This is a genomic window from Pasteurella dagmatis, assembly GCF_900186835.1.
Lineage (GTDB): Bacteria > Pseudomonadota > Gammaproteobacteria > Enterobacterales > Pasteurellaceae > Pasteurella > Pasteurella dagmatis.
On record NZ_LT906448.1, the window covers coordinates 522,247 to 546,003 of the forward strand.

The 23,757-nt window shown below is 38.9% G+C and carries 15 protein-coding genes, 5 tRNA genes and 3 rRNA genes; 15 read left to right on the forward strand and 8 right to left on the reverse strand.

Annotation, left to right across the window (positions count from 1 at the left end):
* Positions 1-143 precede the first annotated feature (143 nt).
* Positions 144-1,571, forward strand: a complete 1,428-nt coding sequence (locus tag CKV78_RS02480) for a YdgA family protein (protein WP_005764388.1) — start codon at positions 144-146, stop codon at positions 1,569-1,571.
* A gap of 100 nt (positions 1,572-1,671) precedes the next feature.
* On the opposite strand, the gene CKV78_RS02485 is transcribed toward CKV78_RS02480, so the two are convergent.
* The gene (locus tag CKV78_RS02485; RefSeq protein WP_005764385.1) at positions 1,672-3,051 is read right to left on the reverse strand and encodes a Do family serine endopeptidase; all 1,380 of its coding nucleotides are present in this window, start codon (positions 3,049-3,051) and stop codon (positions 1,672-1,674) included.
* Positions 3,052-3,260: 209 nt separating this feature from the next.
* On the opposite strand from CKV78_RS02485, the gene CKV78_RS02490 reads away from it, so the two are divergent.
* Entirely contained in the window at positions 3,261-3,923 is a 663-nt protein-coding gene (locus tag CKV78_RS02490; protein ID WP_005764383.1) for an NAD(P)H-dependent oxidoreductase, read from the forward strand.
* Between the two features lie 52 nt (positions 3,924-3,975).
* On the opposite strand, the gene mrcB is transcribed toward CKV78_RS02490, so the two are convergent.
* The 3 genes from mrcB to erpA are packed head-to-tail and all read right to left on the reverse strand — an operon-like array spanning position 3,976 to position 7,044.
* Positions 3,976-6,312 (reverse strand): penicillin-binding protein 1B, encoded by a 2,337-nt coding sequence (gene mrcB, locus CKV78_RS02495; RefSeq protein ID WP_005764380.1) that lies wholly within the window; start codon positions 6,310-6,312, stop codon positions 3,976-3,978.
* A 37-nt stretch (positions 6,313-6,349) separates the two neighbouring features.
* Complete coding sequence (locus CKV78_RS02500) at positions 6,350-6,700, reverse strand: YacL family protein (protein WP_005764378.1); 351 nt, start codon at positions 6,698-6,700, stop codon at positions 6,350-6,352.
* A gap of 2 nt (positions 6,701-6,702) precedes the next feature.
* The gene (gene erpA / locus CKV78_RS02505) at positions 6,703-7,044 is read right to left on the reverse strand and encodes an iron-sulfur cluster insertion protein ErpA (protein WP_005764376.1); all 342 of its coding nucleotides are present in this window, start codon (positions 7,042-7,044) and stop codon (positions 6,703-6,705) included.
* Between the two features lie 139 nt (positions 7,045-7,183).
* On the opposite strand from erpA, the gene map reads away from it, so the two are divergent.
* The gene (gene map / locus CKV78_RS02510; RefSeq protein ID WP_005764374.1) at positions 7,184-7,987 is read left to right on the forward strand and encodes a type I methionyl aminopeptidase; all 804 of its coding nucleotides are present in this window, start codon (positions 7,184-7,186) and stop codon (positions 7,985-7,987) included.
* Between the two features lie 54 nt (positions 7,988-8,041).
* Positions 8,042-10,660 (forward strand): bifunctional uridylyltransferase/uridylyl-removing protein GlnD, encoded by a 2,619-nt coding sequence (gene glnD / locus CKV78_RS02515; protein ID WP_005764372.1) that lies wholly within the window; start codon positions 8,042-8,044, stop codon positions 10,658-10,660.
* Positions 10,661-10,711: 51 nt separating this feature from the next.
* Here the strand turns inward: glnD and CKV78_RS02520 are convergent, their stop codons facing one another.
* The gene (locus tag CKV78_RS02520; RefSeq protein ID WP_005764370.1) at positions 10,712-11,560 is read right to left on the reverse strand and encodes a DMT family transporter; all 849 of its coding nucleotides are present in this window, start codon (positions 11,558-11,560) and stop codon (positions 10,712-10,714) included.
* Positions 11,560-12,855 carry a glutamate-1-semialdehyde 2,1-aminomutase gene (gene hemL, locus CKV78_RS02525; protein ID WP_005764368.1) on the reverse strand — a complete coding sequence of 432 codons (1,296 nt, stop codon included), beginning with the start codon at positions 12,853-12,855 and terminating at the stop codon, positions 11,560-11,562. Before hemL ends, CKV78_RS02520 begins: the two co-directional genes overlap by 1 nt.
* A gap of 133 nt (positions 12,856-12,988) precedes the next feature.
* Between hemL and wecA the strand changes: the two genes are divergently transcribed.
* The 11 genes from wecA to CKV78_RS02585 all read left to right on the forward strand — a co-directional run bounded on the left by wecA (position 12,989) and on the right by CKV78_RS02585 (position 21,893).
* Complete coding sequence (gene wecA, locus CKV78_RS02530; protein ID WP_032855596.1) at positions 12,989-14,056, forward strand: UDP-N-acetylglucosamine--undecaprenyl-phosphate N-acetylglucosaminephosphotransferase; 1,068 nt, start codon at positions 12,989-12,991, stop codon at positions 14,054-14,056.
* 32 nt (positions 14,057-14,088) lie between these two features.
* Positions 14,089-14,937, forward strand: coding sequence for an LPS O-antigen chain length determinant protein WzzB (locus tag CKV78_RS02535; RefSeq protein ID WP_005764364.1), 849 nt, complete (start codon positions 14,089-14,091; stop codon positions 14,935-14,937).
* Between the two features lie 147 nt (positions 14,938-15,084).
* A tRNA-Arg gene (locus tag CKV78_RS02540) sits at positions 15,085-15,161 on the forward strand.
* A 39-nt stretch (positions 15,162-15,200) separates the two neighbouring features.
* Positions 15,201-15,276 (forward strand) — tRNA-His (locus CKV78_RS02545).
* Positions 15,277-15,289: 13 nt separating this feature from the next.
* Positions 15,290-15,366, forward strand: a tRNA-Pro gene (locus CKV78_RS02550).
* 175 nt (positions 15,367-15,541) lie between these two features.
* A 16S ribosomal RNA gene (locus tag CKV78_RS02555) occupies positions 15,542-17,083 on the forward strand.
* An 82-nt stretch (positions 17,084-17,165) separates the two neighbouring features.
* Positions 17,166-17,242, forward strand: a tRNA-Ile gene (locus CKV78_RS02560).
* Positions 17,243-17,276: 34 nt separating this feature from the next.
* Positions 17,277-17,352, forward strand: a tRNA-Ala gene (locus CKV78_RS02565).
* Between the two features lie 278 nt (positions 17,353-17,630).
* A 23S ribosomal RNA gene (locus CKV78_RS02575) occupies positions 17,631-20,526 on the forward strand.
* A gap of 136 nt (positions 20,527-20,662) precedes the next feature.
* Positions 20,663-20,778 (forward strand): 5S ribosomal RNA (gene rrf, locus CKV78_RS02580).
* Together the 16S, 23S and 5S rRNA genes with 5 tRNA genes alongside form the textbook arrangement of a ribosomal RNA operon.
* A gap of 347 nt (positions 20,779-21,125) precedes the next feature.
* Positions 21,126-21,893, forward strand: a complete 768-nt coding sequence (locus tag CKV78_RS02585; RefSeq protein ID WP_005761903.1) for an SDR family NAD(P)-dependent oxidoreductase — start codon at positions 21,126-21,128, stop codon at positions 21,891-21,893.
* A 2-nt stretch (positions 21,894-21,895) separates the two neighbouring features.
* On the opposite strand, the gene CKV78_RS02590 is transcribed toward CKV78_RS02585, so the two are convergent.
* Together CKV78_RS02590 and CKV78_RS02595 are read right to left on the reverse strand one after the other, a co-directional pair.
* Positions 21,896-22,699 carry a peptide ABC transporter ATP-binding protein gene (locus tag CKV78_RS02590; RefSeq protein ID WP_005761904.1) on the reverse strand — a complete coding sequence of 268 codons (804 nt, stop codon included), beginning with the start codon at positions 22,697-22,699 and terminating at the stop codon, positions 21,896-21,898.
* Positions 22,700-22,709: 10 nt separating this feature from the next.
* On the reverse strand, positions 22,710-23,756 hold the full coding sequence (locus CKV78_RS02595; protein ID WP_005761905.1) for a peptide ABC transporter ATP-binding protein: 1,047 nt from the start codon (positions 23,754-23,756) through the stop codon (positions 22,710-22,712).
* Position 23,757 lies beyond the last annotated feature (1 nt).

Genomic DNA, 23,757 nt, shown 5'->3' on the forward strand with positions numbered 1-23,757 from the left:
TTTATCAAATTTAGAAATCTTAAGCAAAATAATGGACAACAATAATTATCAATCTAAGTAAGAATATATTTTATAGGTTTTATAGATATGGTAGAGTACAACCTTTAACAATGTCATAACATAGATTTAGGAAGACAAAATTTATGAAAAAATCATCACTAACTTTAGGTGTAATTGCGGTATTAAGCGCAGCGTGGGTAGGTGCTTCTTGGTACACAGGGAAAAATGTTGAAGCTGAATATAAAACTTATATTGATTCAGCAAACAAACAATTAGAAACATTAAAAAGTGCTGGTGTGGAGGCAAAATTTGTAAATGTAAAATTTGAACGAGGTATTTTTAGCTCAAATGTAACCTATGATGTTGAACTTAACATTGAAAATGAGAGTTGGAAGTACCCAATGGAAGGTAAAATAAATCATGGTCCGTTACCATTAGATCATTTAAGCCAATTCAACTTCGCACCCGTTTTACTTTCTAGCAAAGATCAATTGATTAAAAATGCAGATACTCAGGCTTGGTTTGATTATGCACAAGGTCAAAATCCATTTATGAGTCACGTGGCGATTGGGTATGATCGTAAATTTAGTGGTAAAGTGAATATGGCTTCAATCAAGTTCCCGTTTGATGTGTTAGAGGCAAGCTGGAAAGGATTAGATGCAACTTTTTCAAATGTGGATGAAAAAGGTGCAGGTGATTTTGATTTGGTTGTAAATGGTCTTAATGCGGTTGCTGTAAACCAATTGGGCAAGAAAAATGTTATTGAATTAAATAAACTCAGTTTAAATAGCCAATTAACTACAAGTGAGTGGGAGCAAATTCCTGTTGGTTCACAAAAATTGGTGATCGATAGTTTTAAATTGAAAGGTGAACAGCTTGAAAATCAAGAAGAAAACTTTGAATATCGTGATATTGTAATAACAGCAAATGCCAGCAAAGATGGCGAGTTTGTGAATAACAAATTTGATAGTAAAATCAAGGATATTGTATTTAATGGTAAATCACTTGGTCAGCTAGATATTAACCTTATGTTAAATCACCTTGAAGGTAAAACATTAAATGAGTTATTAACTTTATTGAGTGAAACAGGAATAAATGATCAAGTTTCAAGTGAAAAAATCGCATCTTTAGCAAGAGCCTTATTAGATAAGCAACCGTTATTAGACATTAATCCGATTTCATTAACTAATGAAAGTGGGAAACTAACCTCTGATCTTAAAGTTGAGTTCGCAAATGGTAACTTTGATGCATTAACACAAGGCAACGTTTTAAGTTTATTTAAACAATTTGCAGTTAATGTTGATGTGAATAAAAGTGCATTAGCCAAATTTATTTCTATATCACAACAAGCAGCGAATGTACCGGCACAAGAAGCAGATGAGTACGCGAAATTATATGCGGATAGTGCGATGGCAGATCTTGCACAACAAGGCATTTTTGTTGATGGTGAAACAAATTCAACCTTGAAACTTGCTATTGAAAACGGTGAATTGAAATTAAATGGACAGGTGATCCCAGAAGAACAAATTATCATTGCATTGTGGCAATTATTCTTAGGATTTGGTTTATAATTTAAAGTAAAGTGCGGTGAATTTTTGAGTTTTTCACTGTTGAATATAAAAAAAGGAGGTATTTAATACCTCCTTTTTTATGTTTTGTTTTTGTTAGATATTACTGAATTAATAAATAGAAATTCGAGTCGCCACGTACGATATTTAATGCAATCGCAGATGGTTTGTTATCTAAAATTTTGCGTAATTGACCTAGATTTTCTACTTGCTTGCGGTTTACGCCAATGATGATGTCGTCTTTTTTCAAGCCACGTTGTTCTGCAATAGATTTTGGCGCTACTTTGGTAATTACAACGCCTTTTAAACCTTTTTCATCGTAGTTTGTCATTTCTGCACCAGTTAAGGCTGGAAGTAAGCTACTTGCATCAGCTTGATTTTGATCATCTGATTGTAGTGTCACTTTAGTGTTATGGGTTTTACCATCACGTAAGTAAGTTAAGTCAATTTCTTTACCAGCACCTGAAGTTGCAATTTTTGCTCGCATTTCTGCAAAGCTTGAAATTTTTTGACCATTCATAGCAATCACAACATCACCGGCTTTTAAGCCCGCTTTTTCTGCAGCAGAGTTTGGTAACACTTCACTGACGAATGCGCCTTGTTGTGCTTCAATATCGAATGCTTTCGCAAGATCTGCATTTAATTCGCCGCCTTTAATCCCTAACATACCGCGACGAACTTCACCGAATTCTAAAATTTGTTGTACAAGGTTATTTGCCATATTACTTGGGATAGCAAAAGCAATACCAGCATTACCACCGCTTGGTGAAATAATTGCGGTATTAATACCAATCAACTCGCCTTGTAAATTAATTAATGGGCCACCAGAGTTACCACGGTTTACAGCAGCATCTGTTTGAATATAGTTTTCATAGGTACCGCTGTCTGAACCTGTTGAACGACCAAGAGCAGAAACAATACCTGAAGTCACAGTTTGACCTAAACCAAATGGGTTGCCGATAGCTACGGTGAAATCACCTACGCGTAATTTATCGGAGTCAGCAATTTTCACTGCGGTTAAATTTTTCGGTTTTTCAATTTGGATTAAAGCCACATCAGACATCTCATCTGTACCAATCACTTTTGCAGTTAATTCACGGCCGTCTTGTAATTGCACTATAATTTTATCTGCATCATCAATCACGTGGTTGTTTGTTAATACATAGCCTTTTTCAGCGTTAATAATTACACCCGAACCAATACCACGGAAACTGCGTGGTGCACGATCATTGAAAATATCTGGACCAAAAAAAAATCTGAATTCTTCTGGAATCTCGTGAAATTGTGATGGTCCTCTTGCTTTTTGCTTACCTTCTACTGAGATGGAAACTACAGCTGGTAACACTTTTTCTAACATTGGTGCAAGGCTTGGAACAGCCTGCCCCTCAACATAAGTAGGTAAGCTAGCTTGACTGATCATTGGGGTAGATAAAACACTTAATCCGAGAGCAATACTAGTCAGCAGGAAATGCTTTTTTTTCATTTTTATTCTCCACTATAAAATTACATAATTTCTAACCATCAATATTTGGTTTAGGTAAGTTATAAGACAAAGAAAATAAAAAAATGTTCTGATTTACATAAACTTTTTGTATTAAGAAAATAAATTAAAAAAATAACCGCACTTTTTATCAGGTTGTCAAAATCTTTGCGTATAATATATTAGTTTTTAATAGATGTAAGGAGTTATGCATGTATAACATTAGCAAAGAGCAAGTGCTTGAGGTATTTCATTTTAGAAGTGCTGTTCGTCATTACGACCCAACAAAGAAAATTAGCGAAGAGGATTTTGCTTATATTTTAGAATTAGGGCGTTTATCACCAAGTTCCGTAGGTTTTGAGCCTTGGAAGTTTTTAGTTGTACAAAATCCGGAACTACGTGAAAAATTAAAAGCAGTCAGTTGGGGAATGAAAACACAATTAGATGACGCAAGCCATTTAGTGTTTATTCTAGCAAAGAAAAATGCACGTTATGATTCACAAGATTTTCAACAGACTTTATTGCAACGTGGTTTAACTGAAGAACAATTAGTTAAAGCCTTGAAAATTTATGAGAAGTTTCAAAAAGATGATATAAAAGTACTGCAAAATGACCGCACTTTATTCGATTGGGCAAGTAAACAAACTTACATTGCATTAGCAAATATGATGACAGGAGCCGCATTAATTGGGATTGATTCTTGTCCAATTGAAGGCTTCGATTACGAAGCAGTAAATCAAATTTTAGCGGAAACAAATGCATTTGATAGTAACGAATATGCGGTTTCTGTGGCAGTGACTTTTGGCTATCGTGCTAAAGAGGTCAGAAAGAAAGCACGTAAATCTTTAGAAGAAATTACTTGCTGGGTTAAGTAATTGGAAAATTACAGGGAAATAATAAGGGCAGCTCACTTGCCCTTATTCATTTTTAATTAGCAACAGCATCTTCCACAGGTGCAGGGCTGTTTAGCGGTGTTGGTGTGCTTGGTTTTAACACATCCCAAATACTTTCTTGATATGGTGTTTGTTCGATAGGCTTACAGAAAGATTGATCTTTTTCTGCCCAAACTGGAATCGTTCGTCCACTTGAACAATCCCAACCACCATAGCTATTAATGCCTACCCATTTAATTTTTGGTAAAGAAGTTTGTTTTAATACTGTAGGTGATGAGCGTTCTAAATAATCACGATAAATTTGTAATGCACCTGATGCACCGGTCAATTTAGTGTCGCCATTATCATCACGACCTAACCAAACGGTACTGACATATTGCCCATCTATGCCTACAAACCAAGTATCTCGTGCATCATTAGTTGTGCCTGTTTTACCAGCAAGATGTAAATGCGAAAATTGGTTTTGCAAGCTACGAGCGGTACCTCGTTCAACCACTTGTTGCATTGCATAAATCGTTTGATAAGCAGCCTCTGCGGGTACTATTTGTTCTGGTTCTAAGCGGCGTTGATAGAGTAAATTGCCTTGTTGATCTGTAATACTATCAATCGTTACAAGTGGAATTTTTTTTCCTTGGTTTGCAATGACTTGATATAAATGTGTTACTTCATAAGGTGAAATTGAGTAAGAACCTAATAATGTTGCAGGCACTTTGGGAATCTTTACTTTATCCCAACCCATTGCTTGCTGGGTTTCAATTACTTTTGTTAAGCCTAATTGCATACCAATATTTACGGTTGGAATATTTAAAGAGCGTGCGAGTGCATCCATTAACATCACTGAACCACTATATTTACGATCATAGTTACGGGGTTGCCAAGGCGCACTCCCTTTAATATTGATCGTAATCGGCTGATTTTTAATCGCAGTATTAAGTCGGAATTGCTCGGGGTGTGCAAGTGCGGTCAAATAAATTGCAGGTTTGACTAAAGAGCCAATTTGGCGTCTCGCTGTCAATGCACGGTTAAATCCTGCATATTGAGTTTGTAGCCCTCCAACAATGGCACGAACCTCACCTAAACGATAATCAGCGATCACCATTGCCGCTTGTAAATGTGGATTTTTATATTTGCTTTGTAGACTAGTTGTACTATTTACAACGGCATTTTCAGCATAGGTTTGCTGTTTTGGATCGAGGGTCGAAAAAATACGCGCACCGAGTAAATTCCCCGCTTTATTTTCCCCTAATTGATGGCGTAGTTCCGCTTGTAGAGTTTGGATAAATGCAGGGTATTTACGTGTAATTTTTCCTCGATCTTGCACACCAAGTGGACGCTGTATCAGAATTTGATAGAGCTCATCACCGATCACTTTATGATCTAACAATAAACGTAATACTACATTACGGCGTTCAATAGCATTTTGTGGATTGCGCCAAGGGTTATAGAGCGAAGGGCCTTTCACCATTCCTACAAGCAGTGCAATTTGGTCAAGGCTAATTTCACGTGTCGAACGTCCGAAATAGAAATGACTGGCTAATTCAAAACCGTGAATTTGAGTATCTCCGTTTTGTCCGAGATAAATTTCATTAAGATACGTTTCTAGAATGCGATTCTTCTCATAGCGATAATCCAAAATCACCGCCATTAAAGCTTCGTTGATTTTACGGCTGAGTTTTCGTTCATTACTCAAAAATAAGTTTTTCACTAATTGTTGGGTCAAGGTGCTACCACCTTGAACGGTATGCCCTGCTTGAATATTAGTCAGTGTTGCACGTGCAATGCCGAGTAAGCTAATCCCTTCGTGTTCGTAAAAACGGCGATCTTCTGTTAATAAAAGAGCATCAATCAGCAAACGAGGATAATTATGTAATGCAATAGCTAGGCGTTCTTCTTTATCAGATTGCAACATCGCAATCAATTTTGGAGCTAAACGAAATTCAGGAACGCTACGTTGGTTGATTAGATCCTCAATAATATGTAGCTGATTATTTTGGAAACGCAAGCGGAAAACACGTTGTGCCTCCGGTTGAACAGGAAATGGAAAAGCACGACGAAGGAGAACTATCGTGTCATTTTCGATTTTAAAATCGCCTGGGGCTGCAACAATTGTTGTTTGGCGGTATTCATTTTCCAACAGTAGCTGTTTTACTTGTTCAAAACTTAATTTGTCTTCAATACGTACATATTCAATGCGACTATAAACTTCAGCAGGCAAACGCCAAATTTGCCCATTCATTTTGGAACGAATCTGCCCATCTAAATAAATGCCATAAAAAGCGATCAGAACTGTAGCTGTAAAGGCAATTTTGGCAAGGAAAATCAGCAACGGGAGGAGTTTTCGACTGGGTTGCTTTTCTTTCGTTTTGGACATATTAATGTACTCCAAAATGCCTCATTAGGAGGTGAGATTAAATGAAGTCGAGATAAGCTTGAAGAAAGTGAACAAAGTCATCTGTGCCGCAAAATGCAATACTTTCTTCATCATAATAATGGAAATCATCTTCGAGCAACGAATCATCCTCAATCACCAAATTATTGGCTCTTGCCATTACTTCATCTTGATTTATAAATAGACTGTAGTCTGAACCAACAAAGGTTAATTCTTGTTGTGGTTTGATGTTTTGAATTTGTTGAAGTAAGTTTCTAATTTTTTCAGAATTTGACCGCACTTCACTATTGAGCCAGTTAGCGATAGCCTCGTGCCCCATTGAACATTTAGCAATAATCTTGCCTTGGTATGAAGTAAATTGGAAGTCCATACTTAGATACTAAATGATGAGCCACAGCCACAAGTTGTGGATGCATTAGGGTTGTTGACGATAAAGCGCGAGCCTTCCAAACCTTCTGTATAATCAACAGTGCCGCCGATTAAATATTGTAAGCTCATTGGATCAATTACTAATTGTACACCAGCTTTTTCGATAGTTAAGTCACCATCATTGACTTTTTCGTCAAAGGTAAAGCCGTATTGGAAACCACTACAACCGCCACCTGTAATATAAACACGCAGTTTTAAATTGTTGTTTTCTTCTTCTGAAATCAGTGCTTTGACCTTATTTGCAGCTGCGTCAGTGAAGGTTAGCGGTACAGAAATGTCTGTCATAAATTATCTCACTTAGATTTTAATTGAATTTGCGTATTATCTAATAACCTACTCATTCGTTCAAGAATTTATCAGCGATTTTTAAAATATATAATGTTATAATCCACAAACGATTTTAGTTTTATGGAGAGTATTTTTTATGGCAATCCCTTTGAGAACAGAAGCGGATATTGTGAAATTACGTGAGGCGTGCAAGCTGGCTTCTGACGTTTTAGTTATGATCGAACCTTATGTTAAAGCAGGAATTAGTACAGGCGAGTTAGATCGTATTTGTCACGATTATATGGTGAATGTGCAAAATACTGTTTCTGCTTGTCTTGGTTATCATGGTTTCCCGAAAGCAACTTGTATTTCATTAAATGAAGTGGTGTGTCATGGTATTCCGAGTGATACAAAAATTCTAAAGAATGGTGATATCGTTAATATTGATGTGACGGTGATTAAAGATGGCTATTTTGGTGATAATTCAAAAATGTACATTGTAGGTGAAACCAATGTTCGCAGTAAAAAGCTTTGTGAAGCAGCACAAGAAGCCCTTTATCAAGGTTTACGTGTGGTAAAACCAGGTGTTCGTTTGAATGAAATTGGTCGTGCAGTGCAAAAATACACCGAAGCTCAAGGTTTCAGCGTAGTACGTGAATATTGCGGCCATGGTATTGGCACTGAATTTCATTGTGATCCACAAGTTTTGCATTATTATGCAGATGATGGTGGGGTGATTTTACAACCAGGAATGGTGTTCACCATTGAGCCAATGATTAATGCAGGTAAAAAAGAAGTACGTTTAATGGGGGATGGTTGGACAGTGAAAACCAAAGACCGTAGCCATTCAGCCCAATATGAACATCAAATTGTTGTGACTGAAACAGGGTGTGAGGTTATGACAATTCGAGATGAAGAAATTGCTGAAGGTCGTATTCAGCGAATTATGGTGAACGTATAAATAAAAATGGCTGATTTAGTTTTTTAATTCAGCCATTTTTTATGAGGATTAAGAATGCTTTTCCCGTATTCCCGATTAATATCAGCAAACAAAAAATATAAGCCAACTGATATTAAAAGAGTGGTCAAAATTCAAAAAGAAAATTTAAAGCAATTTGAATTACAACATTTTAATCAATATGATGTGTATGAATTGATTGCTAATCGTACCTTATTTTGTGATCACTTGTTATTAGATTTTTGGCAGCTATTTGAATTAAATAGATTGCCAGAGTTAACGCTAGTAGCAGTTGGGGGATATGGACGAAAAGAAATGTTCCCGTTGTCAGATCTAGACTTTCTGATTTTGACGCCACAAATCTTAAGTGAACAAAGTGCGGTTAAAATTTCAGAATTTGTGCAATGTTTATGGGATTGTGGGTTTGATGTGGGGCACGCAGTACGTACTTTGGCAGAATGTGAAAACGAAGCCAAAGCAGATATTACGATTGCCACTAATTTATTAGAAGCACGTTATTTATGTGGTAATCAAAGCCAGTTTGAGCAGCTGATGGCATTAGTTCAACAGTCTGATTTTTGGCCATGTGAAGCCTTTTTTAATGCAAAAACACAAGAGCGCATAGCTCGTTATCAACGTTACAACAATACTAGCTATAACTTAGAACCAGATATTAAACATAACCCTGGCGGTTTGCGTGACTTGCATTTAGTGTATTGGATCGCACTACGTCATACCGGAGCAAAAAATTTAACAGATATTTTGCAATCAGGTTTTATTTACTCTGAAGAATATCATTTATTACAAGAGAGTCAGCAGTTTCTGTTTAAAGTGCGGTTTGCTTTACACTTAATTTTAAAACGTTACGATAATCGTTTGTTATTCGAGCGCCAAATTCTTGTTGCAGAATTATTAGGTTTTGTTGAGCAAGGCAATGAAGGTGTAGAAAGAATGATGAAAACTTTCTTTCAAGCCTTGCAAACTATTTCATTATTAAGTGATTTGATTGTAAAACATTATCGTGAGCATTTTTTGCAGTCTGACCAACCTATCAATAATCAAATTTTAGATAGCTATTTTGAATTGCAAAATACTGCCATTTGTTTACGTGAACCAAAAATTTTTGTACAAAAGCCCGATCAGATTTTAGATTTGTTTTTTCATTTAACCCAAAATCCTCAAGTGGAAATTCATTCTTCCACTTTGCGACAGTTACATATTGCACTAGGGCAGTTAGAAGGGTATTTGAGTGAAATTCCTTTAGCACGAGAAAAGTTCATACGTTTATTCAATCAGCCAAATGCAATTAATCGTGCTTTTGTGCCAATGCACCAATATGGTGTGTTGAGTGCGTATTTGCCTCAATGGAAACAGATTGAAGGCTTAATGCAATTTGATTTATTCCACTGTTACACTGTTGATGAGCATATTTTGCGCACAATGCAAAAGTTAGAGTTTTTCCTTTCACCTGAAAGTGTCGAAATTCACCCTGTATGTAGTCATATTTTCCCACAAATAACAGACCGTACTTTATTGTATATTGCAGCACTATTTCATGATATTGCAAAAGGGCGAGGCGGTGATCATGCCGAATTAGGCGCTGTTGATGTAGCCGTGTTCGCGCGAGAACACGGCTTTGACCAACGTGAAATACAAACCTTATCTTGGCTGGTGGAACATCATTTATTAATGTCGATTACTGCACAACGCCGAGATATTCATGATCCTGAAGTGGTACTTAATTTTGCTGAAATTATACAAAATCAGGTGCGATTAAATTATTTAACCTGCTTAACTGTAGCGGATATTTGTGCAACTAATGAAACCTTATGGAATAGCTGGAAACGTTCATTGATTGCTAGCTTATATCAATTCACTAATAAACAATTCGAACAGGGAATGGATCGCTTGTTGGATCATCAAGGCAAAATTGCAGAGCATCGTCAAAAAGCCTTCGATTTATTGATGTCGCAAGAAATTGAGTTAACTACGGTGCAAATTGAAAAAGTTTGGCAACGTTGCCCTGATGAGTATTTTTTACGTAATAGTCCAAAGCAAATTGCGTGGCATACGCAACTTTTAGCTGAAAATGAAACCGATTTATTGGTAAAAATCAGTAACCGTTTTTCTGATGGAGGCACAGAAGTCTTTGTGTATTGTAAAGATCAACCGAATCTCTTCAATAAAGTAGTGACCACTATTGGGGCTAAAAAATTCAGCATTCACGATGCTCAAATTATTACTAGTCACGATGGTTATGTTTTTGATACGTTTATGGTGACAGAATTAGATGGTAATTTAGTCAAATTTGATCGTCGTCGTAGTTTAGAAAAATTTTTAACTCAAGCATTGCAGTCAACAAAATTGCCAAAATTAACCCCATTGATTAATCGAAAATTACAGCATTTTAGTGTTAAAACCGAAGTGCGTTTTTTAAAAGAAAACAGAACTGATCAGACAGAAATGGAATTGTGTGCATTAGATCAAACGGGATTATTAGCGAAAGTTAGTCAAGTTTTTAGTGAGTTAAAATTGAATTTGCTAAACGCCAAAATTACTACTGTAGGGGAGAAAGCAGAAGACTTTTTTATTTTAACGAATAGTAATGATCATGCATTGAGTTTAGAACAAAGGGAACATCTAGAGAAACGTTTAAAAGAAGTGTTAGCTGATTAAAAAATTGTTGAAAAAAACCGCACTTTAGAGATAAAAAGTGCGGTTTTTTTATTATTTTTTTAAGTTTACCACAGCAACAGAAACAATGATGATGGCTCCGCCAAGCAACATTTTTAAACTAGGTGTTTGATCTAACCATAACCAAGCAATCAAAATGGCATAAACTGGTTCAAGAGAAATGATCATTGCTGCAGTGCGTGCATTAATAGTATCTAAACTCGATACAAAAAGCGTATAAGCAAAGGTTGTGCAAAGCAAACCAATGCATGCTATCCAAAACCAGTCTTGTAGTGACACTTGTGGTAATTGGTGTGCGGAGAAAGGCAATAACACGATAGCTACCATTAAATATTGCCACCAACTTGCTTGTGCACCAGAGAGTTTAGTTGAGTTAATCCGATTTAAAACAGCTAGTAAACCATAGCTAATTGCAGAGAAAATCCCCCACAATAACCCTTGAGTAGATTGATTGCCAAACTCAAACTCTGGTGTGATGAGAATTAGGCCAATAGAAATGGAGACTAAAAGAAAATATTCTTTCGATTTTAACCGTTCTTTTAAGATCAACATCTCAAATAGTGCAACAAAGGCTGGGAAGCTAGCAAAACCTAATGTACCAACAGCAACACCGCCAACTTTAATGCCTTGATAAAAACTCACCCAATGTAATGCGAGTAATCCGCCTAAAAATAGCTGTAAAAGCATTTCTTTAAGAGATAATTTGGTGAGAACTTGCTTTTTGATAAGAAAAAATAAAGCTAATGAAGCAAAAGCAATGAGTACACGCCCTAAGACTAATGCTTCTGAGCTGCTTTCGATTAAAAAACCGAAAATACCAGAGGCACCGAAAAGTATTGCGGTACCGTGAACTTTAATTAATGCGAGAGAATGTTTATCCATTATTTAGTATACGTTGCTAATTGTGAAAATGCGTGATCAGCTGCTTGTAACGTGATCTCAATATCTTGCTCAGTATGTGCTAAAGACATAAAGCCAGCTTCAAATGCAGATGGAGCAAAGTAAATACCTTGTTCTAACATTGCGTGAAAGAATGTATTAAATGTTGCAGTATTACACTTCATAACATCTTGATAAGATGTTATCGCTTGCTGTTCAGTAAAGAAAATACCAAACATTCCACCTACATAGTTCACAACGAATGGCACTTGATGTTTATCTGCTAAGGCTTTTAAACCCAACGCCAATTTTTCGGTTAATTTGGCTAAGCGATGTTCATTGTCTGGTTTTTTCAATTCATCTAAACAAGCAAGCCCTGCAGCCATTGCAATTGGATTACCGGATAAAGTACCAGCCTGATAGACAGGACCGAGTGGTGCAATATGTTGCATAATTTCTTTTTTACCACCAAAAGCCCCTACTGGCATACCACCTCCGATAACTTTACCTAAACAAGTTAAATCTGGTTTCACATGATAATAAGATTGTGCTCCGCCTAATGCGACACGAAATCCGGTCATGACTTCATCAATAATAAAGATAGCTCCGTATTGATCACAAAGTTCACGTAAACCCTGTAAGAAACCTTTTTGTGGTAGCACACAATTCATATTCCCAGCTACAGGTTCAACAATAATACAAGCAATTTCATTCGGATATTGTTCAAAGGCTTGTCTTACAGAGTCAAGATCATTATAAGTGCAAGTTAATGTGTGTTTGGCAAAATCTGCAGGTACACCAGGAGAATTTGGTTGACCTAAAGTTAATGCGCCTGAGCCTGCTTTTACTAAAAGTGAATCAGCGTGACCGTGATAACAACCTTCAAATTTAATGATTTTGTCTCTATTCGTATAACCTCGAGCTAAGCGAATAGCTGACATTGTTGCTTCTGTACCAGAACTCACCATTCGTACCATCTCAATAGAAGGAATTAAAGTGCAAACTAATTCAGCAAGATCAATTTCAAGTGGAGTAGGTGCACCAAAGCTCAAACCATCTTTTGCTGTTTTTATTACCGCACTTAATATTGCAGGGTGGTTATGACCTAAAATCATCGGTCCCCAAGAGCCTACATAGTCAATATATTGTTTACCCTCAGTATCAAAAATATATGCACCTTGTGCTTTTTTGATGAAAAGAGGAGTACCACCGACACCTTTAAACGCTCGAACGGGTGAATTTACGCCGCCAGGAATGCTTTGTTGAGCACGTTGGAAAAGAGAGATTGACGTTGTCATGATGAAATCCTAAGATTGCTAAAATAATGAACTTTATATTACTGTAAAAAATAAAATAACACATAAAAATATTTATGGAAGAAATGTGCTTTGTGTTATTCTTCCACAAATTAAAATTCAAGGAAAATATCCAATGTTATTGAGTTTATTTGTTACTTTCTTTGGGGCACTTTTAACTTTATTAATCATGAGACCAATTGCCATTAAAATTGGTTTAGTGGATAAGCCAAACTACCGTAAACGCCATCAAGGAGCTATTCCTTTGATTGGTGGCATTTCTTTATTTATAGGTAATCTTTGCTTCTATCTATTAGAGTGGGAGCAAATGCGTTTGCCTTCCCTTTATATCTTCAGCATTTTTGTTTTATTGGTTATTGGGATTTTAGATGACCGTTTTGACATTAGCCCCTTTTTAAGAGCGGGCATTCAAGCCGTATTAGCCGTGTTAATGATTGATTTAGGAAATTTGTATTTGGATCATTTAGGGCAAATTATAGGTCCTTTCCAATTAACCTTAGGCTCTATTGGCTTAATTATTACTGTACTTGCTACTATTGCGGCAATTAATGCATTCAATATGATTGATGGGATTGATGGATTGCTTGGCGGGCTATCAATGGTTGCTTTTATTTCGATTGGCATCTTATTAGTAATGGATAACCAACTTGATTTAGCATATTGGAGCTTTGCATTAATTATTGCTATTCTTCCTTATTTTATGATGAATTTAGGGATCCCTTTTGGGGAAAAATTTAAAGTTTTTATGGGGGATGCAGGAAGCACATTGATCGGTTTCACGATTATTTGGATTTTGCTGTTAAGCACTCAAGGTAAAGGGCATCCTATGAATCCAGTCACCGCACTTTGGATTATTGCAATTCCACTTATTGATATGATAGCGATTATGTATCGTCGCTTAAGAAAAGGGAAAAGCCCATTTAGACCTGACCGCTTGCACGTTCACCACTTGATGATGCGTGCAGGCTTGACTTCACGCCAAGCTTTCTTATTAATTACCTTTATTGCAGCAATTTGTGCAACTATTGGAATTTTAGGAGAAGTTTTCTATATTAATGAATGGATTATGTTTAGTGCTTTTATTCTTTTATTTTTTATGTATTCTTATTCGATCACGCGTGCTTGGCGAATTACTCGTTGGGTGCGCCGAATGAAGCGTAGAGCTAAACGCTCAATTAAATAATTTTAGGAACATTACTTTACTAAGGAAAATCAATGACAAACGAAATGGAAACACAACATAAAAATAACCGATCTTTTTTACGTTATTTTGTTTTAATTTTAATTTTGACAGGTTTAAGTGCCGCTATTGCTTATGCAGCAAGCTTTTTAATTAAAAAAGAATGGCGAGCAGAAGCTTATGTCGGAGCGCCGACAGCAAACTCATTAGGAAATTATTATTCACTTTCTTCGATGTATCAATTTGTAAGCGGTAAACCTACTGATACTACACCAATGGATTTTGTGTATCGTGAATTTAAAAAACAGGCAGGATCTTATGATATCGTTGTTGATTTCTGGCGTAACACAGATTTCTATAAACAAAAACAAACAGGTGAGAATGTTTTTGATCAACAAGAACTCGAGCGTTTAGCAAATAGTTTGGGGTTTACCCCTCAACAAGCAATAAATGGTTTATCTGAGAAAATTGGTGATCGAATTTCCTTAACATTAGGTAGTCCAAAACAAGCAACTGAGTTATTAAGTGATTTCGTTGATTATGTAAACTTGAAAACAAGAAGTGTTGTTTATAATGAATTAATTTATCGTTGGAAAGTTTTATTTGATGAAGTAAAAAAAGCGGGTGAATTAAATGTGGGTAATATGCAAAAGAACAATACTTATGTTTCAGTAGAAGATTGGCAAGGTAAATTAAAACTCATGCAATCTGTTACCCCCCTCGATGATCAGCTTATTGGTTATCGTTACTTTAAAAAACCAACAACAACCGTTCAAGCGACATCTCCTGATCGAGTTTTATGGGGATTAATTGGCGCTGGACTTGGTGGAATCATTAGTGGTTTTATTATCTATATGTTAGCTAGACGTAAGAAAAACATCTAAAAAACTTTAAAATTATAAAAAACAGGCGTATATTTCATAATTTCTGTTCAGATTGAATAAAAAACTATCTAACGAAAAAAAAATTAAAAAAAACACTAGACAACTCTTTGGTAAGTCATTAATATACGCCCCGCAACGACGCGATGAGCGCTCGTAGCTCAGTTGGATAGAGCGTTGGCCTCCGGAGCCAAAGGTCGCAGGTTCAAATCCTGTCGAGCGTGCCAGTAGGTCAATGTTAATTCAAGTTTAACTGAATATCAATGGTGGCTATAGCTCAGTTGGTAGAGCCCCGGATTGTGATTCCGGTTGTCGTGGGTTCAAGTCCCATTAGCCACCCCAAATTTTTATCAGTCGGCGAGTAGCGCAGCTTGGTAGCGCAACTGGTTTGGGACCAGTGGGTCGTAGGTTCAAATCCTATCTCGCCGACCATTTATTTTCTTGTTCTTTAACAATATATCAGACAATCTGTGTGGGCACTTGTTGATTGATTTCATTTTGAAAAAATTTAATTATTGAAGTCTTAATAGGTGCTTAAACTGAAAATTCATAAACTTTTGAAGTGAATGTAAACTTTAGCTAAGCAGTTTATTGAGCGATTGAACTTGAATTGAAGAGTTTGATCATGGCTCAGATTGAACGCTGGCGGCAGGCTTAACACATGCAAGTCGAACGGTAGCAGGAAGAAAGCTTGCTTTCTTTGCTGACGAGTGGCGGACGGGTGAGTAATGCTTGGGAATCTGGCTTATGGAGGGGGATAACTGTGGGAAACTGCAGCTAATACCGCGTAGTATCGAGAGATGAAAGGGTGGGACCTTCGGGCCACCTGCCATAAGATGAGCCCAAGTGGGATTAGGTAGTTGGTGGGGTAAAGGCCTACCAAGCCGACGATCTCTAGCTGGTCTGAGAGGATGACCAGCCACACTGGGACTGAGACACGGCCCAGACTCCTACGGGAGGCAGCAGTGGGGAATATTGCGCAATGGGGGGAACCCTGACGCAGCCATGCCGCGTGAATGAAGAAGGCCTTCGGGTTGTAAAGTTCTTTCGGTAATGAGGAAGGGGTATTATTGAATAGATAATATCATTGACGTTAATTACAGAAGAAGCACCGGCTAACTCCGTGCCAGCAGCCGCGGTAATACGGAGGGTGCGAGCGTTAATCGGAATAACTGGGCGTAAAGGGCACGCAGGCGGACTTTTAAGTGAGATGTGAAATCCCCGAGCTTAACTTGGGAACTGCATTTCAGACTGGGAGTCTAGAGTACTTTAGGGAGGGGTAGAATTCCACGTGTAGCGGTGAAATGCGTAGAGATGTGGAGGAATACCGAAGGCGAAGGCAGCCCCTTGGGAATGTACTGACGCTCATGTGCGAAAGCGTGGGGAGCAAACAGGATTAGATACCCTGGTAGTCCACGCTGTAAACGCTGTCGATTTGGGGATTGTGCTTTATGCATGGTGCCCGAAGCTAACGTGATAAATCGACCGCCTGGGGAGTACGGCCGCAAGGTTAAAACTCAAATGAATTGACGGGGGCCCGCACAAGCGGTGGAGCATGTGGTTTAATTCGATGCAACGCGAAGAACCTTACCTACTCTTGACATCCAAAGAAGGCCGTAGAGATATGGCTGTGCCTTCGGGAACTTTGAGACAGGTGCTGCATGGCTGTCGTCAGCTCGTGTTGTGAAATGTTGGGTTAAGTCCCGCAACGAGCGCAACCCTTATCCTTTGTTGCCAGCGATTTGGTCGGGAACTCAAAGGAGACTGCCAGTGACAAACTGGAGGAAGGTGGGGATGACGTCAAGTCATCATGGCCCTTACGAGTAGGGCTACACACGTGCTACAATGGTGCATACAGAGGGCGGCGAGACGGCGACGTTGAGCGAATCTCAGAAAGTGCATCTAAGTCCGGATTGGAGTCTGCAACTCGACTCCATGAAGTCGGAATCGCTAGTAATCGCAAATCAGAATGTTGCGGTGAATACGTTCCCGGGCCTTGTACACACCGCCCGTCACACCATGGGAGTGGGTTGTACCAGAAGTAGATAGCTTAACCTTCGGGAGGGCGTTTACCACGGTATGATTCATGACTGGGGTGAAGTCGTAACAAGGTAACCGTAGGGGAACCTGCGGTTGGATCACCTCCTTAACCGAAAATGGAACGACTGCAAGTGTTCACACAGATTGTTTGATAAGTTGTGTAAAAATAGAGAGAACGAAGTTCATCCTACGGGTCTGTAGCTCAGGTGGTTAGAGCGCACCCCTGATAAGGGTGAGGTCGGTGGTTCAAGTCCACTCAGACCCACCACTCATATGAGTGAGGACGTAGGAGCAATGGTAATGGGGATATAGCTCAGCTGGGAGAGCGCCTGCCTTGCACGCAGGAGGTCAGCGGTTCGATCCCGCTTATCTCCACCAAACATCATTGCTAAGTATTTTTCATTGGTTTATTAAGATGCCAATGATAAAAAGTAAAAAAGTACTTAGCAATGATGAGCGAAAAAATGGCAAAACCATTTTAACTTGTCTTTATTGTTCTTTAAAAAATTGGAAACAAGCTGAAAAACTGAAGAGATTTTCGAAAGAAAGTCTGAGTAGAAAAATCTTGTATGAAAAAGGCATACAAGTATTAGCGTTTAAACACAACAGTTAAGTAGAAAATAGTAAAGTATTACTAAAAATACTTGAGGTTGTATGGTTAAGTGACTAAGCGTACAGGGCGGATGCCTTGGCAATCAGAGGCGATGAAGGACGTGCTAATCTGCGAAAAGCTTGGATGAGTCGATAAGAGGCGTTTAATCCAAGATGTCCGAATGGGGAAACCCAGTAGATGAAGAATCTACTATCGTTACTTGAATTCATAGAGTAACGAGGCGAACCGGGAGAACTGAAACATCTAAGTACCCCGAGGAAAAGAAATCAACCGAGATTCTGTGAGTAGCGGCGAGCGAAAGCGGAAGAGCCAGTAAGTTTTAGCAAATGCATTAGAAGAACATTCTGGGAAGGATGGCGGCACAGGGTGATAGCCCCGTATTCGACAATGCCTATGTGGAACTAAGCTTACGATAAGTAGGGCGGGACACGAGAAATCCTGTTTGAAGATGGGGGGACCATCCTCCAAGGCTAAATACTCCTGATTGACCGATAGTGAACCAGTACTGTGAAGGAAAGGCGAAAAGAACCCCGGTGAGGGGAGTGAAATAGAACCTGAAACCCTGTACGTACAAGCAGTGGGAGCCTGTAAGGGTGACTGCGTACCTTTTGTATAATGGGTCAGCGACTTATATTTTGTAGCGAGGTTAACTGAATAAGGGAGCCGAAGGGAAACCGAGTCTTAACTGGGCGATTGAGTTGCAAGGTATAGACCCGAAACCCGGTGATCTAGCCATGGGCAGGTTGAAGGTTGGGTAACACTAACTGGAGGACCGAACCGACTAATGTTGAAAAATTAGCGGATGACTTGTGGCTGGGGGTGAAAGGCCAATCAAACCGGGAGATAGCTGGTTCTCCCCGAAATCTATTTAGGTAGAGCCTTGAGCGGACACCTTCGGGGGTAGAGCACTGTTTCGGCTAGGGGTCCATCCCGGATTACCAACCCGATGCAAACTGCGAATACCGAAGAGTGATACTCAGGAGACACACGGCGGGTGCTAACGTTCGTCGTGGAGAGGGAAACAACCCAGACCGCCAGCTAAGGTCCCAAAGTCTATATTAAGTGGGAAACGAAGTGGGAAGGCTTAGACAGCTAGGATGTTGGCTTAGAAGCAGCCATCATTTAAAGAAAGCGTAATAGCTCACTAGTCGAGTCGGCCTGCGCGGAAGATGTAACGGGGCTAAAATATAGCACCGAAGCTGCGGCATCAGATGTAAATCTGTTGGGTAGGGGAGCGTTGTGTAAGCGGATGAAGGTGAATCGAGAGGTTTGCTGGACGTATCACAAGTGCGAATGCTGACATAAGTAACGATAAAACGAGTGAAAAACTCGTTCGCCGGAAGACCAAGGGTTCCTGTCCAACGTTAATCGGGGCAGGGTGAGTCGGCCCCTAAGGCGAGGCTGAAAAGCGTAGTCGATGGGAAACGGGTTAATATTCCCGTACTTGGATAAACTGCGATGTGGGGACGGAGAAGGTTAGGTTATCGACCTGTTGGATGGTCGTTTAAGGTAGTAGGTGGAAGATTTAGGCAAATCCGGGTCTTCTTAACACTGAGAGCTGATGACGAGGTGCTACGGCACTGAAGTAACTGATACCACGCTTCCAGGAAAAGCCACTAAGCTTCAGGTTTATCTAAACCGTACTGAAAACCGACACAGGTGGTCAGGTAGAGAATACTCAGGCGCTTGAGAGAACTCGGGTGAAGGAACTAGGCAAAATAGCACCGTAACTTCGGGAGAAGGTGCGCTTACCGTAATTGTAGTCCCTTGCGGACGAAGGTGAAGTAAGTCGAAGATACCAGCTGGCTGCAACTGTTTATTAAAAACACAGCACTCTGCAAACACGAAAGTGGACGTATAGGGTGTGATGCCTGCCCGGTGCTGGAAGGTTAATTGATGGTGTTATCGAAAGAGAAGCTCCTGATCGAAGCCCCAGTAAACGGCGGCCGTAACTATAACGGTCCTAAGGTAGCGAAATTCCTTGTCGGGTAAGTTCCGACCTGCACGAATGGCATAATGATGGCCAGGCTGTCTCCACCCGAGACTCAGTGAAATTGAAATCGCCGTGAAGATGCGGTGTACCCGCGGCTAGACGGAAAGACCCCGTGAACCTTTACTATAGCTTGACACTGAACATTGAATTTTGATGTGTAGGATAGGTGGGAGACTAAGAAGCAGGCACGCCAGTGCTTGTGGAGTCGTCCTTGAAATACCACCCTTTAACGTTTGATGTTCTAACGAAGACTGCGGAACGTGGTCTCGGACAGTGTCTGGTGGGTAGTTTGACTGGGGCGGTCTCCTCCCAAAGCGTAACGGAGGAGCACGAAGGTTTGCTAATGACGGTCGGACATCGTCAGGTTAGTGCAATGGTAGAAGCAAGCTTAACTGCGAGACAGACAAGTCGAGCAGGTGCGAAAGCAGGTCATAGTGATCCGGTGGTTCTGAATGGAAGGGCCATCGCTCAACGGATAAAAGGTACTCCGGGGATAACAGGCTGATACCGCCCAAGAGTTCATATCGACGGCGGTGTTTGGCACCTCGATGTCGGCTCATCACATCCTGGGGCTGAAGTAGGTCCCAAGGGTATGGCTGTTCGCCATTTAAAGTGGTACGCGAGCTGGGTTTAGAACGTCGTGAGACAGTTCGGTCCCTATCTGCCGTGGGCGTTGGATGATTGATTGGGGCTGCTCCTAGTACGAGAGGACCGGAGTGGACGCATCACTGGTGTGCCAGTTGTCTCGCCAGAGGCATTGCTGGGTAGCTAAATGCGGAAGAGATAAGTGCTGAAAGCATCTAAGCACGAAACTTGCCAAGAGATGAGTCATCCCTGACTTAAAGTCAGTAAGGGTTGTTGGAGACTACGACGTAGATAGGCTGGGTGTGTAAGTGTAGTGATACATTGAGCTAACCAGTACTAATTGCCCGAGAGGCTTAACCATACAACGCTCAAGTGTTTTTGGGTGTAGGTGAGAGACGCTAAGCAAAGCAATAACGCAGACGAAAATTGGAAAGACTCATTAGACAGCTTGTTTCGAATTAAAGAACAAAGACAATAAGATAACATCAACGGGATATCTTGGCGGCGATAGTGCAGTGGACCCACCTAATTCCATGCCGAACTTAGAAGTGAAACGCTGTTACGCCGATGGTAGTGTGGGGTTTCCCCATGTGAGAGTAGGTCACCGCCAGGTTTTGATTTAGAGAGAGCCTCAACTAGTGATAGTTGAGGTTTTTTTGTGTTCGGTGGAAATTGTAAAAGATGAAAAAAATGGCTAGATGAAATACTAGATGAAATAAAAGAGGGTTAGCTTTTAGTTTTACACTAACTTTAATCTTATCCAAGTCACAGAAAAGTAAGATAAAAGAAAAACAAAGAAACGAATAAATAAAGCTCATAAAAAATACCGCACTTGGTGCTCTCAAAGGGCGGTGTGTTTTAAGAAAGTTTTATCATTTTATTACTCAAAGGTTACTCTATATTAGTTGTTTTTATGTAAAATGAATTGGACTTACATCGAATGATGGTAAAGGAATAAATATGAATAAGGAATATATTTTAATTACAGGAGCAAGCTCAGGAATAGGTTATGAGCTTGCTAAAATTTATGCGCAACAAGGGCAAAGTTTGATTCTTGTAGCGCGTAATTTAGATTCATTGCTACCTTTGCAGCAAAAATATCAAAATATAGAGCTTATTAGCCTTGATCTGTCTATTCTTGACAATGCACATAAACTTTATCAAATGACACAAGCAAAAAATTATTTTATTCATACATTGATTAATAATGCAGGTGTTGGTTTATTAGGTGATTTTTATTCTACGGATTTAGAAACAGAAATCTCAATGGTTAATCTAAACGTGCAAACGTTGATGATCTTAACAAAATATTATGTACAAGATATGGTCAAGCAGAATAGTGGCTATATTCTGAATGTTTCTTCGGTTGCTGGAGAAATGCCAGCCGGGCCTATGATGTCGGTTTATTATGCGACGAAAGCATTTGTGACATCATTTAGTGATGGGCTACGATACGAGTTAAGAAAGACTAATATCAAAGTTTCTATTTTAGCACCAGGACCAACGTTGACTAATTTTGTAAAAACCGCTACAAAAGAAAATAATGCGAATTTATTTGCAAATTTGAAATTCCATCGGGCAGAAACGGTTGCACAATATGCTGTCAAGCATTTAGGAAAGCCATTAATTATTCCTGGGCTTTTTAATAAGCTACTTGTGTATTCAAGTTATTTTATGCCAAAGTCGATTGTTCTGTTTATCGTAAATCGTATTCAAAGCCTAAAGTAGGCTTAACATTCCTGAATAGACCAAGATTCTTCTTTCAAGAGACGACCAAAGTGGCTTTCGACTAAACGTTTAGTTACTTCTGTTTTAGGGTGAGTAAAAAGATTCTTGGTTGCACCATATTCAATCATTGTACCCTCATCCATTACTAAAATATTATCTGCAATGTGTTTTATGATTCCTAAGTGTTGCCCAACATAAATATAGGAAATACCCAACTTTTCTTGTAATTCTAGCATGAGATTAGTTAATTGGGTTTTAACAGTGGCATCTAGTGCACTTAGAACATCATCTGCGATAATGATTTCAGGTTTCAAAATTAAGGCACGAGCTAAGGCTATACGTTGTTTTTGGCTCGCAGACATTGTATTAATTTTAATATTTGCGTGATCAGGATAAAAACCGACAAGTTTTAAGGTTTCAAATATTATTTTATTTCGTTCGTGGATATCTAGGTGCGTTACTAATCTCAGAGGTGCATCTAAGATTTGACCGACATTTAAGCCAGGATTAAATGCACTATTTGGATCTTGAAAAACCATTCTTATATGTTGTGCACGATAATGATAATCTCCAAACTCTAATGTTTTTCCTTGAAGTAAAATTTCACCAGAAGTAGGCGGTATAATACCCACAATCATTTTTGCCAGTGTTGATTTACCAGAGCCATTTTTCCCAATAATTGCGAGAGTTTGCTTAGGTTCAAGTGAAAAACTGATGGGATGTACTGCTTTAAATTGTTGAGTACCAAAAAAGCTAATTTTGTCTGTAAAGGATTTAGATAGATTTTTAACTTGCAATAATGTCATATACTCTCCTTTACTCTGATTTATTTTGTAATGTGAGTGGTGTAGTGTTTGTTTTTTCTTTAAAGTTCTTTTCTCTTAAATTCAGAGGGTAATGGCAAGAAAATTCATGTTGCTTGATACGATAACGGTTTGGTTTCACAATACATTTTTTTTGAGCAAATGGGCAGCGAGGACCAAGGCGACATCCTATTGGCATTTGTTCTAATACAGGCACAGTTCCTTTTAATGTATTCAAACGACTTTTAAGTGGTAAAGGTTGACTAAAATCAGGTATTGAATGTAGCAGAGCTTGTGTATAAGGGTGGTGTGGGGTTTCTAAAATGTTTTCTTTAGGGCCTGATTCTGCATTTTGTCCACAGTAAAGTACTGAAAAAGAGTCACACCATTCACTAATGCTGTTAATGTCATTGCTGGTAATCAAAATTGATGTTCCCAAGTTCTGATTCATACTTGAAAGTAGACGGAAAATCTGTATTTTTGTAATTGATTCCACAGAATTTGTGGGCTCATCTGCTACTAAAAGGCGTGGTTGATTAGCAACAGCAATTGCGATCATTACTTTTTGTCCTTCCCCCTCAGTAAGCTCACTTGGATAACTTTGCATAATATCCTTATGCTCTTTAATTCCTACTTTATGTAATAATTCAGTGGCACGACGTTTTTTCCAGCCAAACCATTGCCACCAACGACCTTTAAATGTCCAAGAGGGAATATTTTGAATAATCTGTTTTCCTACTTTTTTACTTGGGTCAAGACAAGTCAAAGGGTCTTGGAAAATCATTGATATTTCTCGCCCCAGCAATTTACGGCGTTGTGATGGACTCAGTTTTAATAATTCAACGTTATCAAAACGGAAACGGTCGGCTGTAATAATCCAAGAATCTTTAAAAACGTTACATATGACTTTAGCAATCAAGCTTTTCCCTGAACCTGACTCACCTACAAGTCCACAAATTTCGCCTTCATTTAATGTTAAGTTAACATTATCAACAATTTTAATACGGCCACTTGGTGTATTAATTTCAATAGAAAGATTACGAATATCTAATAAAGCCACT